Annotated in this window: 10 protein-coding genes; 3 read left to right on the top strand and 7 right to left on the bottom strand. The window is 61.0% G+C overall.

What is annotated here, in order from left to right; translation table 11 throughout:
- Positions 1-59: 59 nt before the first annotated feature.
- On the top strand, positions 60-1,136 hold the full coding sequence (locus tag PRZ03_RS12295; protein ID WP_273600565.1) for a PEP-CTERM sorting domain-containing protein: 1,077 nt from the start codon (positions 60-62) through the stop codon (positions 1,134-1,136).
- Positions 1,137-1,432: 296 nt separating this feature from the next.
- On the opposite strand, the gene PRZ03_RS12290 is transcribed toward PRZ03_RS12295, so the two are convergent.
- The 3 genes from PRZ03_RS12290 to PRZ03_RS12280 all read right to left on the bottom strand — a co-directional run bounded on the left by PRZ03_RS12290 (position 1,433) and on the right by PRZ03_RS12280 (position 7,388).
- Positions 1,433-3,307: an RICIN domain-containing protein gene (locus tag PRZ03_RS12290; RefSeq protein WP_273600564.1), complete on the bottom strand. Its 1,875-nt coding sequence runs from the start codon at positions 3,305-3,307 to the stop codon at positions 1,433-1,435.
- A gap of 50 nt (positions 3,308-3,357) precedes the next feature.
- Positions 3,358-4,191, bottom strand: a complete 834-nt coding sequence (locus PRZ03_RS12285) for a thioredoxin domain-containing protein (protein ID WP_273600563.1) — start codon at positions 4,189-4,191, stop codon at positions 3,358-3,360.
- A 71-nt stretch (positions 4,192-4,262) separates the two neighbouring features.
- Positions 4,263-7,388 (bottom strand): beta strand repeat-containing protein, encoded by a 3,126-nt coding sequence (locus PRZ03_RS12280; RefSeq protein ID WP_273600562.1) that lies wholly within the window; start codon positions 7,386-7,388, stop codon positions 4,263-4,265.
- A gap of 203 nt (positions 7,389-7,591) precedes the next feature.
- Between PRZ03_RS12280 and PRZ03_RS12275 the strand changes: the two genes are divergently transcribed.
- The gene (locus tag PRZ03_RS12275; RefSeq protein WP_273600561.1) at positions 7,592-8,227 is read left to right on the top strand and encodes a response regulator transcription factor; all 636 of its coding nucleotides are present in this window, start codon (positions 7,592-7,594) and stop codon (positions 8,225-8,227) included.
- Here PRZ03_RS12275 and PRZ03_RS12270 read toward each other — a convergent pair.
- Together PRZ03_RS12270 and PRZ03_RS12265 are read right to left on the bottom strand one after the other, a co-directional pair.
- Positions 8,205-9,977: a hybrid sensor histidine kinase/response regulator gene (locus PRZ03_RS12270; protein ID WP_273600560.1), complete on the bottom strand. Its 1,773-nt coding sequence runs from the start codon at positions 9,975-9,977 to the stop codon at positions 8,205-8,207. The two genes, PRZ03_RS12275 and PRZ03_RS12270, sit on opposite strands and share 23 nt — an antisense overlap.
- A 1,108-nt stretch (positions 9,978-11,085) precedes the next feature.
- Positions 11,086-11,433 carry a hypothetical protein gene (locus tag PRZ03_RS12265; RefSeq protein ID WP_273600559.1) on the bottom strand — a complete coding sequence of 116 codons (348 nt, stop codon included), beginning with the start codon at positions 11,431-11,433 and terminating at the stop codon, positions 11,086-11,088.
- A 678-nt stretch (positions 11,434-12,111) separates the two neighbouring features.
- Here PRZ03_RS12265 and PRZ03_RS12260 point away from each other — a divergent pair.
- Positions 12,112-12,864, top strand: coding sequence for a hypothetical protein (locus tag PRZ03_RS12260; RefSeq protein ID WP_273600558.1), 753 nt, complete (start codon positions 12,112-12,114; stop codon positions 12,862-12,864).
- A 495-nt stretch (positions 12,865-13,359) separates the two neighbouring features.
- On the opposite strand, the gene PRZ03_RS12255 is transcribed toward PRZ03_RS12260, so the two are convergent.
- Both PRZ03_RS12255 and PRZ03_RS12250 read right to left on the bottom strand, forming a co-directional pair.
- Positions 13,360-14,478 (bottom strand): TniQ family protein, encoded by a 1,119-nt coding sequence (locus PRZ03_RS12255; RefSeq protein ID WP_273600557.1) that lies wholly within the window; start codon positions 14,476-14,478, stop codon positions 13,360-13,362.
- The coding region (locus PRZ03_RS12250; protein WP_273600556.1) for a TniQ family protein at positions 14,466-16,024 on the bottom strand (1,559 nt) is incomplete at its 5' end. The genes PRZ03_RS12250 and PRZ03_RS12255, both read right to left, overlap by 13 nt.

The following is a 16,024-nucleotide window of genomic DNA, read 5'->3' as shown; positions in this document are numbered from 1 at the left end:
ATAGCCGCCATCACGGCCGGCTTACGAACCCCATCTTCATCCGCCCAGAAAGGCAAATCATGAAACTCTCGCCCTCATTCTTTGTACCCGCCCCAGCCTTGAACCTCAGCGCGCGTGTCCTTGTGGCCGCGCTGCTCACGCTGGCCGCGGCATCACCCGCCAGCGCGGTGCCGCTGCCCTTCAATGCCTACGCCAACGTCTACGGCTATATCCAGACCTACTACAACAGCCCCTTGCTAGGTGACGTGCAGTTCAGCCTCGCCGGGACTCAGGTCAACACCTATAACAACGGCTTCGGGGGCGCCAAGACCACCGGCGTTGCGGCCACGACGTTCGCCATCGATCCCGGTGCCGCGCCTGGCTTCGACCCGCTCTACGACATCATCACCAACAGCGGCCAGTACGGCTATTCGTACAGCGGCAAGGCCGAGGTGGCGGGAGTCAAGATGCGCTCGCAGATCGCGGCTTCGACGGTGGATGTAGGCGGCCCGTCCATCTCGCCCAATAGTTCGCTCCAGGCTTATGCCTCGGCCCAGTGGAACCAGCAATTCTTCATCGCCGCCACGGCAAATCGGCCGACCGGCAGCTACGGCGCGATCCTCGTCGGGCTGACGCTCGAAGGTGGCTTTCCGGTCGGCACGCCGAACTACGCCGCCCAAACACAGGACCAAGCCAGCACTTCGTTCACCGACAGCGCAGGCGTCAGCTACCAAAGCAGCTTCACCTTGTCGACCTATGCGGGCGACCCAGGCTGGACCGGCAGCAGGACCGCCTACAAGAAGCTGCTGTTCCAGTACGGCACGGCTTTCGCCATCAGCCTGAACCAGTGGTCCACCGCCGGCAACAATGCTGCTGCCAATTTCTTCGACACCGGCTACATCAGCTCGATCGAACTGCCCTATGGCGCGACGCTGGAGTCCGGTGCGGAGCAGGCGGGCCTGGGCTCGGCATCGGCGCTCTACGGCAAGGTCACCCAATCGGCCACGGCGGACGCCCTCAACACCAACTGGGACTTCGGCAACAACGGCGGCGGCTTCACGCCGCCTGTGCCCGAGCCGTCCAGCAGTGCTTTGATGCTGGCCGGCGCCGCCGCGCTGGCCTGGGTGCTTGGCCGGCGCCGCCATGTCGAGGCATGACCGCCTTCCACGAGCGGCGATACTTTTTTTAATCTCGATCAATCGCGGATCGCGTTTTCATGGGCGGAATTTGCCTACTCTCTTTCCATTTTGTGAACTCTATTGACTTGAACCACGAACTGGTTCGACGGCAGAGAGTCCGGAAAAGGAAAGAGTTAGTTTTGCCTATGAATTGGATTTTTTGATCAAGTCGAACTCTCGCCAAGTGCGTTCGGAAAAGCATGTCCAGAAGCCCCGGTGAAGTTGGTGCGGCCCGAAATAGAGGCCGCACCGGTCGCCGCAGGGTTACCCCATCATCAAGGCATCGGCTTGTGATCCATGCAGGGCGGCTTGGCGAAGGCGTCGATGACGCTGACAATACCGGTCGGGTCGATCGCCGTGATGATGATCATGTCGAGGTCCTTGATCAGGTCGGCGATGTAGAACAGCAGTTGCCGTGCCGCCCATTCCCGCGCAATGTGCTTGTAGTCGGCCTTGCCTTTAGGGTATTGGCGGATGATCTGGGCTTCGATGTCGGCGCTGGAAATGGACGCCAGATCTTTCTCGGCCAGGTTCAGGAAGTTATTGATGTCATTCGAAAGCAGCAGCAGGGCCGTCGCCAGTTCTTCGGCCGTCTTGGCTGCCCGGTAGACTTCCTTGGCGGCCATCACCCCTATCTTGGCTTCGCCGAGCGCGCCCGCCGTGGCGAAGGAGCCGATCATCATGGCCGAGCTGACCACCATATTGCTGATGGTGTTGACGCACTGGTTGGCATTGCTGGCGCAGGCCGCGGCACCACAATCGGCAATGCCCGCGGCGCAGCGCTGGTTGCAGTTGGTGACATTGCACTGGTAACCATCGCGTGGCTTGACGTAGCACAGGCCGGCCTGCATCACACGATTGGAATTGCAGGAGTTCGCGGCCTGGCCCGCGCCATTGCCGTAGGAGGCCTTTTTGAGCCAGCAAACGCCGAGCACCTTGGTGTAGCCGTCCCGGCAACCAGACAAGCCGGGCGACGAGTACGACAGAGACTGGTCGCTCCAGCACACCGGGCCGACGGGATGGTAGCCGCTGCGGCAGTTGCTGTAGCACAAGGCGCCGTCTTTGTACTGGCCGTCGGCGCAACCGGGCGCAATGCCGGCGCCACGGTCGTAGGCCGCAGTCTTGTAGCAGAAAGGGGTGGTGCTGATCGAGGTTTCGCGCTGAATCCAGTTGACGATCGTATTGACCTGACCATTGCTCAAGGTCTGGCCCGGCACATAGGTTGTGGGCTTGTCGGCCACGGGCACGCCCTGCGGCCAGGTGCTTGCCACGATGCTGCTGGTACTCCAGTACTGGAACACATTGCCGGCATCGCAGGCCGCGAGCTCAACACCGGCCCCTTTTTGACTCAGGCACAGGCCACTGGGTGACACGATGCTGGAGTTGCTGCCACGCTTCCACTTTTGATTGGCCGCCGGCGGCACACCCGTCTCGCCGCAGCTGCTTAAGCCGACCGCCGTGCCAGCACCTCCCGATGCCGTCAGGCAATAGCCGTTCAACACGATAGAGCCCTGGTTGGTGAAGCGAAAGTACTCACTCTTTGCCGCCCCGGCACAGGCCGACACTGTCAACTTGCTGGCTGACAGCGGGGATGTGAAATCAGTCTGCTGCAAGCAGCCCCGCGTGCTGCTCCTGACCTGCGTCTTGCTGGAGTCGGCCAAGTCGACGGGCAGGGGGTTGGCCAAGGTCCATTTCTGGTTGGCTGCGGTGGCCGAGCACAGCGCGAGTTCGGCGCTCAACACGCCCGGATTCCCGCTGCTGAGGCCTGGCTTGACCGTGTTCACCAACTGCCATGACAAGCACATGGCCGACATCGCCCGGGATTGGCTGAGTTGCAGTTGATTGCCGCCGGGTCGGCTCCAGTAGGTGCTGGCGTTGCCGGTGGAAAGCGCTCCGCTGAAACTGACCGTCTTGCTCGCAAACAGATTGCCCTGCAAATAGCGCTTGCCCTCGCCGCCGGCCAGATAGACCGTGCCGTCAGCACCGAAGGCGAAGCGCTGCTCGGCCCCGCCGCAGGAGCTGAGGGCGCCGCTGCTGTCCAGGCATTGGCCATTGCTGGCAACGAGGTTGTAAGAGGTATCAGCGGCGTGCGCCGACGCCAAGGCGCTGCTTGCCAGCAGCGTCGAGAAGAAGCGAGAAAACCAATTCATGGTGATGACTCCGGTGAGTGCAATAGGGTGAGGTTGCGTACAGGCGCAGATCAAGCGGGGCGCGGCACGCGGCGGATTTCAGCCTCCGGCTTGCTTCCCGCCTTGGCTGCCTTGGCCGACTGGGCACGCCGCGCCGCGTCGATCGCTGCGGCGAGTTGCTCGGTGCCTACGGCCCCACGGAACATCACATCGCCGACGACGATGGCCGGCGTGCCCTGGATGCCCAGCCGCTCGGACAGCACGCGTACCTCACCGAGCTGGCGGTTCACTGCCACCACGTCCACCGGTTTGAGGCCGAACTGGCGGCTGATGGCCTGCAGGCTGGCCGCGTCGATGGACTCGGCGCTCAGCAAGGCCTTGTGCACCTGCTGGGCCGTGGCGCCCTTGCCCGCCGACAAGGCCAGCTGCGCCGCCGCAATCGACTCCGGCCCCAGGATGGGCAGGTGCTTGACCAGCACGCGCAGCTGGCCGTCGCGCTGGATCAGCGCCTCGATGCTGGGTGCCAGCTTCTTGCAGTAGCCGCAGTGGTAGTCGATGAACTCGACCAGGGTCACATCGCCTGCAGGGTTGCCCAAGACCGTTGCGTCCGCTTCGTCGTGAAGAGTTTTGGCAGCAGCTGCGAGGGCCTTGCGTTCCTGCTGGGCATTGCCAGCCAGCTCGCGGCGCTGCAGCTCGTCCAGCGCCTCGCGCACCAGCTCGGGACGACTCTTGAGCAGCTTGATGACGACTTGCTCGATGGCCTGAGATGATGGGGCAGGCGGGGCTAACTTGGCTGTCTCGCCGGTCTGCGCGATGGCCGCGCCGCCCGGCAGCGCCAAGCTCAGCGCCGCCAGCAAGGGCGCGCTCAGCCTGCGCGCGGCAGGGCTCATTGAAAGTGAAAGCATGGCAGCTCCTGGCTGGCAAGGGTTGTCTGGGATGGAAGGGCCGGCGGCCGGCCCTGAACTTCGACTGAGCTTCAGCCGAACTTGCGGCGGCGCCAAGCCAGCAGCCCCAGCCCAGCCAACAGCAAGGCATAGGTCTCGGGCTCGGGCACCGGGGCGGCCATCACCCGGATTTCGCCGCTCGTGTAGAGCTGGCTGTAGTCCAGCTGCGTCCCCGCCGCGAGCTTGAAGCCGGTGGCATCGATGTCGGCGAAAGTGCCGGTCAGCGTGCCCCAGTCCAGCAGGTCGAAGCTCTGGCCCTTTTGCGCCACGAAACCGTTCCAGGACGTCAGCTTGAGCGTGCCGTTCAAGCTCAGATTGCCGGCCACGATGTACTTGTCGAAGCTGCTGTTCTTGAACGCCTCATCGCTGCCGCAACGCAAGGTGCAGGCGGTAATGCCGCCAATCTCGGCCAGGTAGGTGCTGCTGTCGCCGAACTCCACATCGCCCTCATCGCTGCCCAGACCCGGCGATGCGCCCACCGTCAGCGTGCCTTCGAAACGCTTGGCACCCGCCCCGCTGAACTTGGCGCCGGTGCGCTGCTGAACGGTGCCGAAGAAGGTCGCGACCGAGCCGGTTGAAACGCGCAATTCGGCGCCGCTTTGCACATCCACATTGCCGTAGAAGGTGCTGTTGCTATTGCCCGAAAGAATGATCTGACTGGCAGCGGTACTGAGTATGTCGGCGTAGATCGTCGAGTTGCCACCGCTCAGCAAGATCTTGCCGTTGTTGCTGAGCAGTCCGCTGCGGAGATCGCCATAGCCACTGATGGTGCCGCCTGAGGCATTGGTGAGCGCAAAGCCGCCGTTGTCCAGCGTGCCGCCAGAGAGCTGGATCTTGCCGGCGTTGGGCGTCATGCCCTTGGCGGCAAAGATCGTCGCATCACGGCTGGCCGAGACGATGCCGCCGCTTGAATTGCTCAGCGTGCTGCTCAAGGTCAGCGTGCCGCCCTTGGCATTGATGGTGCCGAGATTGTTGATGCTGTTGCTGATCTGCCCCAGACCCTCAATGCGGCCAGAGTTGGTGATAGTGTTGCCGGTGACGCTGGCGTCAATCGAGTTCAGCAGGATTTGACCGTTATTTTTAAGCGTATAGGCCAGTGCAAAGCTGCCGCCCTGCACGATCAAACGACCGTCGTTTTGAAACGGCGCGCTGATCGAGCCATTGCCGGTGATGGTGCCGCCTGCCGCATTGACGAAGCTGCCACCCTTAGCGCCGGCCGCCTCGACCTTGGCCGCGTCGAAGTTCATCGTGCCGCCGTTGCTCAGCGTGGAGTCCCACAGGGTCAGTGTTTTGCCTTTTTGCAGATTCCAGGAGCCGGTGTTCTCGTTCGAGCCACTATTGCTGAGTTCCAGGAAGCCGGTCTGCTCGAAATAGCCGTTATTCCTAAAGCCGCCAGTCCCCGCGATCGTGCCCGAGCCCAACATCTCCGCGTTATTGAGCAGCGCGCCTTCGATGCGGCCGCCGGCTAGGGTCAGGCTGCCTTGGTTGCTGATGTTTGCAGCGCTCAATTTGCTGAAGCTGCTCACCGTGGCGGCGCCCTGCGCGTCGATGACAAAACTCAAGGCCTGCAGATTGCCGCCGCTCAGCCCTAAGCTGTAGCCGGGGCTGACGCGAATTTCACCGTCACCCTTGAGCGTCTTGCCGGCCGTGAGCAGCGGCGCGCCGCCCAGGAAGGCGATATCGCTGGACTTGATGTTGCCGCCGAAGTTAAGCGTGCCGGACTCCCAGTTCAGTGCCCCGCCCATAGATAAGCTGCCCATCTTCAGCGTGCCACCTTGCAGATTGACGACGCCCAGATTGCCGATCACCAGTTGCCCGGCGTCGACCAGGCCGGCGCCCAAAATATCGAGCCGGCCGGCGCCGCCGGAGCCCACGGTGAGGGTGTTGCTAACGCTCAATAGACCGTCACCCACGGCTGCCACGAAGCTGGCGTCCCCTGCCTGCCCGATCTTCATCCAATCCGTCACCTGAAATTTGGCCCCTTTGGAGACGTTCAAGAGGCCTGCGCTGCCGCTGACGGTCTGGGCTTTCACGATTGACCCATGTCCTGTCGCTTCCAGCACGCCAAAGCCGCCATAGATGCTGGACCCCATTTCAAGAATGTTGATGTCGGCCGTGGCGCCATTGCTGACCTGCATCAGTCCGTTGCCTCGGGTGCCCAGACCAAAGCCTTGGCCTACCTTGAACAGCGTGCCCGTGTCCTTCACCGTGACGCTGTTGCTCGAATCGAGGATGAAGGCGCCCATATTGCCGGTGGCGGTGAAGGTGCCACCGCCCGAGACGATCAAATCGCTGTTGTTGTACGACGCGTTGCCAGTGCTGAAGCTCGATTTGCCGCCGTCCACCGTCAGCTTGGCGGTGCCGCTTGTGCCCATGCCCATGATCAGACCGTTGCTGGAGGCGCTGGCGCCGGAGTCGATGAGCAAGGTGCCGGTGCCGGCGGAGCCCAGCAACAGGTCTGTGCCGACGATAAAGCTGCTGTCCTTGCCGCGCACATTGATGGTGCCGTTGCTGGTCGGGAAGCCGCCGCCGAGGGTGAGGGAGCCCCCGGTGCTGTAGCTGCTGGCGGAATTGATCGTCAGGCTGACGGTCGAATTGGGGTCGTCGCTGATCGAGGTGGAGTCGAGATTCTTGTAGACGACCTTGTTGGACAGGGTCAGATCACGTTGCTGGTCCATGCCACCGGTGATGGTCATACCGGCCGTGCCGCCGTCCCAGGTCTGGTTCGCCGTAATGATGAAGCCCGCCGTATTGGACCAGTCAAACACCTGCACATTGCTGCTGCGATTGACAATGCCATTGGTGAGCCAGATGTTGTTGCCCACGCCCTGCAGCGTGTAGGCACTCGCACCGGTATCGAAAGAAATCTGGTTGTAGGTGCGGTTGGCCAGATCATTGACGACCGTCGTGTAGCTCGAACTGCCGAAGCGCAGGGTATCCCCCGACACAGGCTGGGCGACGGGGGTCCAGTTCTTGCCGACGCTCATGCGTCCGGTGAGGCTGTCGATTCCGTTGGTCTTGCCGCCCTTCCAGGTCAGATCGGCCGCATCGGCGAGGCCCGCGCTGCACAGCACGGCGATGGCCAGGCACAGCGGTAGTGGGCGCGGCATGCCGGCGGCCCTGGATGAATGACGAAGGTGCAATGTTGGCTTGTTCATATCGACTCCCTGGTTAAAAAAACTGTGTGGTTGGCGGCCTGCGTGCCCGTGCTCGTGCGCTGCGTCGAATGCGCTGGGCCTAAAGCTCGGTTTCAACGAGTGCGAGTTTCTAATCTCGCAACTGCATGCACAATCGGACCTTGGACCCAAGACCTGGTCTCGGGACCTACCCGGCCTCGGCGCCGGCTGCTAGAGTGCGCTGCATGAAACTGTTGTTAGTCGATGACCACCCCCTGGTGCGCGCCGGTGTCGTCGCCGCGCTGCAAAGCCTAGGGGCGCCCGAACTGATCCTGGAGGCTAGTGACGGCATCGCCGCCATGGACTGCCTGGCTCAGCACCCCGATGTGGACGCCGTCCTGATGGATCTGCGCATGGCCGGTATGGCCGGCATGGCTTTGTTGGAGCAGCTCAAGCGGCACTACCCGCTGCTGCCCAGCCTGGTGCTGTCATCGTCGGAAGACCCCGCCGATGTGCGCCGCGTGCTCAAGGCCGGCGCGCGTGGCTATTGCCCCAAGTCCGCCAGTCCGGCTACGCTGTTGGCGGCGCTAACGCTTGTTCTTGGCGGTGAAATCTATGTGCCGCCGCTGATGGCCATGGCGCCCGAGGCCAGCCCGGCCGAGCCGAGTTTGAGTGGCCTGACGCCGCGCCAGCGCGAGGTGCTGCAGGAGCTGTGCAATAGCAAGTCCAACAAGGAAATTGCGCGCGAGTTGGGTATGGAGGAGAAGACCGTCAAGGGTCATGTCTCCGCCATCTTCAAAGCCTTAGGCGTGGTGCACCGCCTGCAGGCCGTCGAGGCGGCCCGGGCGGCCGGATTGGTCAGCCAGACGATGTCGTATTGAGGGGCAGCAAGGCTTGGCCAACCGCAGCGCGCAGCTGCGCTTGCGAGACCGGCTTGTGCAGTAGGGTCAGGCCCTGGTCCAGCGCTTCGCGCCCGCGCTCGGGGCCGGTATCGCCGCTGAGCAGCAGGGCCGGAATGTCACTGTTGAACAGCTCGCGAAGCCGGGCAATCGCTTCGCTACCGGTTTCGCCACCGACCAAGTGGTAGTCGCACAGCAGCAGACGCGGTGAGGCGCTAACGCTCATCAGCTGCGGCATCAGCTCGGCCACACTGGCGGCGCTGACGACGCCAAGGCCCCAGGCCGACAGCAGGGTGCTCATGGCCTGCCTTATCTCGGCGCTCTCATCCAGCACGATGACCATCTCGCCCTGCAATTGGGGCTGAGCGGCGGGTGCGGGTGCTGCGGCTCCGCCTAGGCCATTGCTTTCTTCCAGCGGCTCCAGCATGAGCGTGAATAAGCTGCCCCGACCCGGCCGTGAGCGCAGCCGCAGCCCCAGGCGCAGCAGGCCGGACAAGCGCTGAACAATCGCCAGACCCAGGCCAAGGCCTTGGCTCGAGCCCTGCAGTTGCACGAACTCATCAAAAACCTCGGCGCGGCGCGCCCGGGCAATGCCCACCCCGCTGTCGGCCACCAGCAGCTCGATGCGGGCATGGCGGCGGCGGGCCCGCAGCATCACGCCGCCTTGGCGCGTGTAGCGCAGCGCATTGGAGAGCAAATTGCGCAGCACCCGCTCCAGCAAGGCAGGGTCGCTGCGCACCATCAGCTCGGCCTGTGTGCCTTCAACGGGCGGCAGATCGCAAACAAAGCGCAGACCCTTGGCCTGCGCCTGCAGGCTGTGGTCGGCCGCTATGCGGCTCAGCAGCGCGCGCAGATCGACCGTCTGCCACTGCGGCTGCAACTGCTCGGCGTCCAGCTTGGAGATGTCCAGCAAAGCATTGAACATCGCCCCCATGGCGTCGACGGCGCTGCTCACATGCTGCAATATCTGCGCTGACTGCGCCGGGCTGGGGTTTTGCTTGAGCGCGCCGACAAACAGCGACAGCGCATGCACGGGCTGGCGCAAATCATGGCTGGCGGCGGCCAGGAAGCGGCTGCGCGACTGGCTCAGCTTGACGGCCAGGTCCTTCTCCAGCTTCAAGCTTTCGGTCAGATGAGCGAGCTGATGGGCTTGGCGCAGCGAGTCCCACAGCAGGCGCCGCAGGGAAACAGCAAAGTGAATGTAGAGCGTGGAGCCCAATAGCAGCACGGCCAGGATGGCCCAAGAGTCAATCGCGCCATGCACCATCACGGTCAGCAACAGCCCCAGCAGGACAGGCCCCACCATGGCGAAATAGGCCGGCAAATAGGCATGCAGGGAATGCAGTGCGGCGGAACTGATGCCTATCATCCAAGCCAATAGCAACATGCGCTGCGCATCGCTGCCGCCGGGCCAAAAGAGATGAATCGCCAGCAGCCACAGCACGCCGTTGATCGCTGAGGTGCGTGTCACCCGGCGCAGCCAGAGCGGCGCGTTGGCTGTCGTCAGCGGGCTGCGCAACCAGCGCATGCCCAGCCAGAGATGAAAGGCCAGGTTGACCAACTGCAAGCCCAGCCAGCTGGCCACCCAGGCCGGCGGCGCTGCCTTGTGCAGGCTGGCGGCAACCAGCAGCGCCAACACGAAATTGCCCACGGTCAGGCTCAGGTCATTGCTGCGCAGGCGCTGCGCCACATCCATTCGGACTAGCGCCTGCAGACGCGTCTCGTCAATCATGGATCGGCATGGCGGTGTTTGAAAGCATGGGCGTGGCGCGGATTGTGCATGCTGCGCCCGAAAAGCGCGACAGTCGTGAAGGAGTGCGAGCGGCTCCTATAGGGGCAATTGGGGTTGGCGGTGCTTAAGCCCGCAATAGCTTTCCCGATCTCTATTCTTTTGGGTAGTTCAGAATAGGGTCAATTTTCCCGAACTCTATGCCATGTTTCCGAACTCTATTCCGTCGTACCACGAGCTGGTCCGACGGAATAGAGTTCGGAAAAGGAAAGAGGCGCTTTTTCCTATGAACTTGATTTTTTGATCAACTCGAACTTTCGACAAGATAGTTCGGAAAAGCACGCCCCGAAGCCCTTGAGAAGGTGGCAAGGCCCGGAATAGAGTTCGGAAAAGTCGGCAGGGCATCCTCCACAAGCAGCTTCGCCACTATTTTGACCGTCCAAAATGCTGGCTGAAAATGTAAACAAGCCGAATTCAAATGACCATGCCCGGAGCCGAAGTTCAAGCCCCAGGCCGGATGGCGTCACTGCAGCGACTGCAGTTATTGGAGGTCGAGCGCCGGACTCACGGTGCCGGCAACCCAGCAGTCACTGACCGGAGCAGAGTTTGCGGCGCAGATGTCCGGTCTCGAATGTGCTGCGGTCATCCAGAGGAGCCGTTCACGAAATCGTCGGTCAACCGAAGCCGAATGGCTGCTGCTTGACCCGTCGAATAGGCGGGGTCGACCCTATAGGAGCCGCTCGCTCCCTCGTCATCTGCGGCAGCAGTGTGCCCAAAGCCGACTTCCCCCAGACACCGATTTGACCCGTTGGCTTTCAGCTGGTAATTCACGCATCCCCAAGAAGATCGCGGCGCAAATTCAAATTGCCGTGCCGCCGCAGCTGCGCGAGGCCACGCCGATCAAGATTTGCCTGCCCGTTACGTCGATTGAGCAGGCGCGAACAGCGGCCGCCGCACTGGGTGGCCAGGTGGGGGCCAAAAAGCAAGGAGTGGCAGGCCCGAGGCTTTCGGGCCTGCGATGCTCACGACCCATCGGGCAATGTCTTTCAGGTGCGCGAGAACGTGGCTTGACTCGCCGTTTGACTCGCTGCTTGGCCGCGACGGCCCCGAGCTATTTCTGCAGGCCTTTGGGCGATGATGCCAGCCAAGACTGAAAGAGGCTGTTGATCAGCAGATCAACGGCACCCTCAGTGAAGCCTTTGGGCTCACTGTTTTTGGCATCCAAGCGTTGTTTGTCTGCCAGGCGGCGCAGCTCTGAGCCGGCCCGGCCGGCACCGCTTCGTTGCAGATCACCGGCTTGGCTGTCGTAGAGGTCGGCTTGTCTGCTCATGGTCGTGCTGGAACTCTCGATGACGGTGGGGCCCGTCGTGGAGCAGGCACCAAGTGCCAGCATGGCCAGCATGGAAATCAGGGCGACTGAGCTGCGCCTAAAAACCTGCACGGCGCTGCATGAGTTCATAGTTGTTCCTTGGAATCGGCAGAATAGAGATGCACGTGGCCACGCTCTTAAAGAAGGGCCGTTCATTGTGGCTTTGGCTGCCTTGGCGTGCCAGCTGCGCCGTTGAAGTGCTGCCTTATGCACCCGGGTGTGCCGGAATTTGCTACCCGGCCATCCCCGCAGGTGCGTGTGAAGCTGTCGACAATCCCCTGCAGTCCGTACCGGCCCTGCGGATCCGCTCGGATGCTCTTGCCTTGGTCGAGTTGCGATGGTATCTGCTTGATTGCAAGACCTGACCCTATGGCCCACCGGCGACCTTGATCGCGCAACTGTCAGATTTGCGTGGGCCTTGAGGGCGCGAGGTTTGGGGGGGCGGCAAGTGTCCAGAGCATTCGCACCTCCGCCACTATCGGAGACCGATAATCAAAGCCTGCCCCGCACATTTTCATCATCGGCAACCGGAGGGGATTTACGAATAGGGACTTGACCCTCGGCTTGATCGCGGAGGCGCCCTAGTTCTATTTTTGGCTACTCAAAGTAGCCTTGCCCGCTACTTATTTGGTGCTGATTGCTTTGCGATCGGATTCAGGCAAAGTTTGTTAAAGGTGAAAGCTGAGGGCCACCATCCAGAGCCCTGTCTTCCCCACTTGAGACTGCAGTCAGTCAACAACAAATAGTTAGATTTCCCGAGGAAACCCCGTGTCCGAACAACTGATATCGACTGCACGACTCGTGGCTACCGCCGCCCTGGCTGCAGTCCTTATTTCCCTGCAAGCTTGCGGTGGCGGTGGCGACCCCGCGCCTGAACCGCCCAAAGCAGTCAGCTACGATCTGCAGTTGGCCATGACGCAGTACTTCACCAAGGCAAATTCTTGGACCCTCAGCGGCACCGTTTCGGGCGCTCGCGTGCCGACTGGCACAGCTGCATCGATGGTACTGACGATCGCTCCGAAGTCGGTTGCGGGTACCTTTTCGGAAACGGGCAAACAAATCAGCCACATGACCCATGCCATGACACTGAGCTTCCCCGGCTTTTCGGAAAGCGTAGGTGACGAGTCTGTCTTTGACCCTAGCAATATTCAATTCGAAAGGCTAGCGCCCATGTGGAACATTGCGACCACAGTAGGCGACATGTGTGACGCATCTTTGAATAAGGGGAGTTTTTCCAAGACGGCCAAGGTTGGAGACACGGGTTCCAGCAGCCTTGCGACCGGGCCCCTAACCTGCAACACAAACAGTAGCGCAGAGGTCAGTTATTTGGATACCTGGGTCGTCAAGCAAGAAGGAGCGCGGGTACTACTTTGTCTGGAACGCAATACCAAAGTCATAGCCACAGGCTTCATGCGCACCGGTCGCCAATGCCACCAGCTGAATGCCGACAGCAGCCTGGGCAGCTATATGAGCTTCAGCAAGAAACTTGAAGAATTTAGCTTCGAGCTGACGGCGCCCTGAAGAATGGCAGGTTGGCCGGTCGACCGCCTGAAACGCCAAGTAGCAATTGGCCTGCACAAGATCGGAGCCTAGTCTCGAATTTCCAGTCAAGACCTGACCCTCGTCATATCGGCTCTACTCGGCATGGTGTGGGTAGAGCAGATCAGGTGGGGCCAAACAGCGTGAGCGTCAGTCCATGCGAATGACAATGCCCTGCGGCGGCTTTGGGCACGTTGGAGTCGCTCACTCTGCACATCTGAACGGCGGCTCTTTCTTTCGTAAGGCGGAAGACTCCGCCATGCAGCTATAGGCCGGCCGCTTGGGCACGAAGATTGGCGATTCAAAATTGGCGGGGTGGTCAGCGCCAATCGGCACACTCAATGCGCTCGTAGGAGCCCCTTTCGTGCGGGGGACCGGCGCATCGCGACAGGTCACGTTTTCGGGCAAGATCAGGGCGGTGGGTGGCCCGCTCCAGCGTATCCGCATTGCATTCAGGCGAAAGGCAGGCCAGGGCGTTCACTTGCTCTCCAATGCCGCGCGGCGCAAATAGTGCTGCATGCTGGCGCTTAGGTTTTCCTTGGATAGGTTATGCGCCTTGATGGCTCGGAGGACGCCTACATCTTTCAGAAACAAGCGGAAGGCTGCTTCTTGTTGGCGCAGTTCTTCTTGTGCGTCATGGCCGGCGACGCCGGGAGCTTCAGTGACAAAGCAAGCCGTCATGGCCTCATCTGTGGTATCCCAGAGCGCAGCCATGGCGAGCAGGTACGACACGGTGTGATGGGCAACATGGCGACTGATGCAGGTGCCGTCAATGGCGCTGACAAACTCGGCGGGGCGCTTGTTCTTCAATATTGGGAAATTCTCATCAAGCCATGGGCCCGCCGCCATTTCAATTATTCGGTCACTCAAGTTTGAGACACGGCCTTGAGGCGAGACGCGGATGCCGTGGTGTCGGGCACGAATCTCGAGACTTCGAGACAGCTGAGCTGGATGACGAGGTGCTTTCATTGTCAGCGTCATAGCAGAAAGCGCTACGAATCGTTTGATGAAAGGCCCTGCCGCAGCCTGCAAAATCGAAGGGGCAATTGGCCGCGTCTCCCCACTGTCAAGGAATTGGCTAGGTGGTGAAAGCAAGGCATGGTTGCACTCTGCAGTCAGCAAGGGGTGGCCATGCTCAGCGCAATGACTGATACCGTGAAGTTGATGCGTCCGCCGCCAATAAGAAACTCCTTCCTCGCTTAGGTCCTTCAGAACGCACTTCTCACACAGCCGAGCATTGCCTCGCGGGGTGTTCAACGTATGTAGGCGACTGCAGCTGGCAACGTCGGTGCTTGCGCAGTCATAGCTGCTGCCGGCGAAGGTCTTGTTTACGAAGCGGAAGTAGGGGAGGTGCGTGTGCTCGCAGATGAGGGTCGAGCGAGGTAATCCGGTGACTTCAATCAGAAACTCAAAAGGCGAGTAATGCCTTCCCCAGCCGCTTTTACGCCAAATGTCCATCGAGAGATGATCAACGGCGCCATTCCAACCAAAGACTCTTCCGATGAAGCCCTTGCCGCATTCGTCAGGTAAGAGCGTCGGAACGTTCAAGGGCAATTGCCTATGCAAAGATTGGATTCCGGATTTCAGTTGAGGCATCTTTTATCCATGGATTCGACTTTGGGGTTTTGGGTGGGATTGGTTGGATTTTTTGCTTTTTTGGAGCAGCCGATAGCTTCGGATCGAGGCTTGTCGAACAGGGTTGACTGCGCTGCCAAACGGGCTGGCAGCGAGCGCAACATTTCGGCAAGTTTTTGAGGGGCGTACTCCCTCATCCATTTAAGCTCGGCGCTGCGATTCAGTTCCAAGTCGCGTCGCGATGTTTCGGTTGCTGAATCGACCATCGAGCGCAGCCGGGCCTCACATTCGCGTTGCTTGGTTGCGCGAAGTTGCGCACGCCACTCCTGTCTCAATTCAGGGTCGGACTCAAGCCACCGGACGATGTCAGATCTTGACACCTTTAGCGCCTCCATGACCTCTGCGTAGCTCTGGCTGGAGAGAAACGCCAGCCACACATGCTGCGGTGCGCGAGTGATGAGTGCCTTGTCCAAAGGGAAAAGCGCCAATTGACCATCGGCGCCAGGAACGTCGCCCCGAGCAGCGCTTTCGAAGTTGGCGGCCGCCTCCTGGCAACTGCGCCATTGCAGGGCAGACCAAAGCACCACCCATTGAACCGGATGGTTGCGGCGGTGTCGCCAAAGCATGCTGGGCAGCCAATGGCCATTCACGAGGGCTTGCAAGCTGGACCCATTCGAACGGCACCACCGAGCAGTATCGGATCGCTCAAACCATTGAAGTAGGCGGTCGTGCTTGGCGCCGTCGATGGACACGATGATGCCCATTTCTCGCAAGCGCAGAAGCGCTGCATTCCGAAGACCCTGAAAGTCGATGGCCCGCTGTTCAGACGCAATTAGTCCGACCGCCGCCGCAATGCACTCCGTGGAACTCGGTGTTAAAGACTCGGCTACAGGCGCACTTCGATCGCCGGGAAGGCACCATGACTTTGGCCGATGTTCCGATACCTGAAGTCGTCGGCCATGAAGCAAACATGCATTGCTGCAGGGGAACTGATGTTGCACATGCCAATAGGCTCGCCCTTCGCCTTCCTCGTCGGCACAAGCACAATCGGCGCACCATTTCAGGGGGTGGTCAACGGGACGGCTGCGAGAGCTTGCGCAAAGCGTGCGGCGCCAAAAATTCTCGCCACCCATCAAAATGGCTGTTAGCACTTTTTCCCGCGCGACCGGCCCAAGAAAGGGCCAGTAAAAGGCAGCTACCGTGTGCTGGGTGAGTAATGTTTGTACCGATCCTTTAGGGTCGCGTCCATCGACAAGCGGCAACTTTGCAATCGCCGCCGGAAGGTCCTGTTGTTTTGCGGCGTGTGGCGACCCGAACAATTGCAGCGAGGTCCGTTCGGCTGACCTGCTGGTTGAGGAAACGTGTTGGGCCGCGCACCAGCCATAAATGGTTTCACCCGGGAGCAAACCAACTAGGTTTGGCGGGCTCATCAAAGACTCAGCTCTGTTGGCGATCACTGAAAACTGACCCACCTGCAAGGGCCGCGATCGCGCAAAACTGACCCATGTATCGACACTGTCCTGCTCAAGGCTGAGCGGGGAATCAGGAGTGATTAACGTGGGCATGT

This window comes from Roseateles albus (assembly GCF_028595345.1).
GTDB classification, from domain to species: domain Bacteria; phylum Pseudomonadota; class Gammaproteobacteria; order Burkholderiales; family Burkholderiaceae_C; genus Paucibacter_A; species Paucibacter_A albus.
The sequence above is the reverse complement of the archived record's forward strand: the minus strand, read 5'-3'. Positions and strand labels throughout refer to the sequence as shown.

What these genes read in the sequence shown, in the direction of transcription:
- PRZ03_RS12290 (WP_273600564.1), bottom strand. Translation starts at nt 3,307, where the DNA reads ATGAATTGGTTTTCTCGCTTCTTCTCGACGCTGCTGGCAAGCAGCGCC.
- PRZ03_RS12275 (WP_273600561.1), top strand. Translation starts at nt 7,592, where the DNA reads ATGAAACTGTTGTTAGTCGATGACCACCCCCTGGTGCGCGCCGGTGTC.
- PRZ03_RS12285 (WP_273600563.1), bottom strand. Translation starts at nt 4,191, where the DNA reads ATGCTTTCACTTTCAATGAGCCCTGCCGCGCGCAGGCTGAGCGCGCCC.
- PRZ03_RS12265 (WP_273600559.1), bottom strand. Translation starts at nt 11,433, where the DNA reads ATGAACTCATGCAGCGCCGTGCAGGTTTTTAGGCGCAGCTCAGTCGCC.
- PRZ03_RS12270 (WP_273600560.1), bottom strand. Translation starts at nt 9,977, where the DNA reads ATGATTGACGAGACGCGTCTGCAGGCGCTAGTCCGAATGGATGTGGCG.
- PRZ03_RS12255 (WP_273600557.1), bottom strand. Translation starts at nt 14,478, where the DNA reads ATGCCTCAACTGAAATCCGGAATCCAATCTTTGCATAGGCAATTGCCC.
- PRZ03_RS12280 (WP_273600562.1), bottom strand. Translation starts at nt 7,388, where the DNA reads ATGAACAAGCCAACATTGCACCTTCGTCATTCATCCAGGGCCGCCGGC.
- PRZ03_RS12295 (WP_273600565.1), top strand. Translation starts at nt 60, where the DNA reads ATGAAACTCTCGCCCTCATTCTTTGTACCCGCCCCAGCCTTGAACCTC.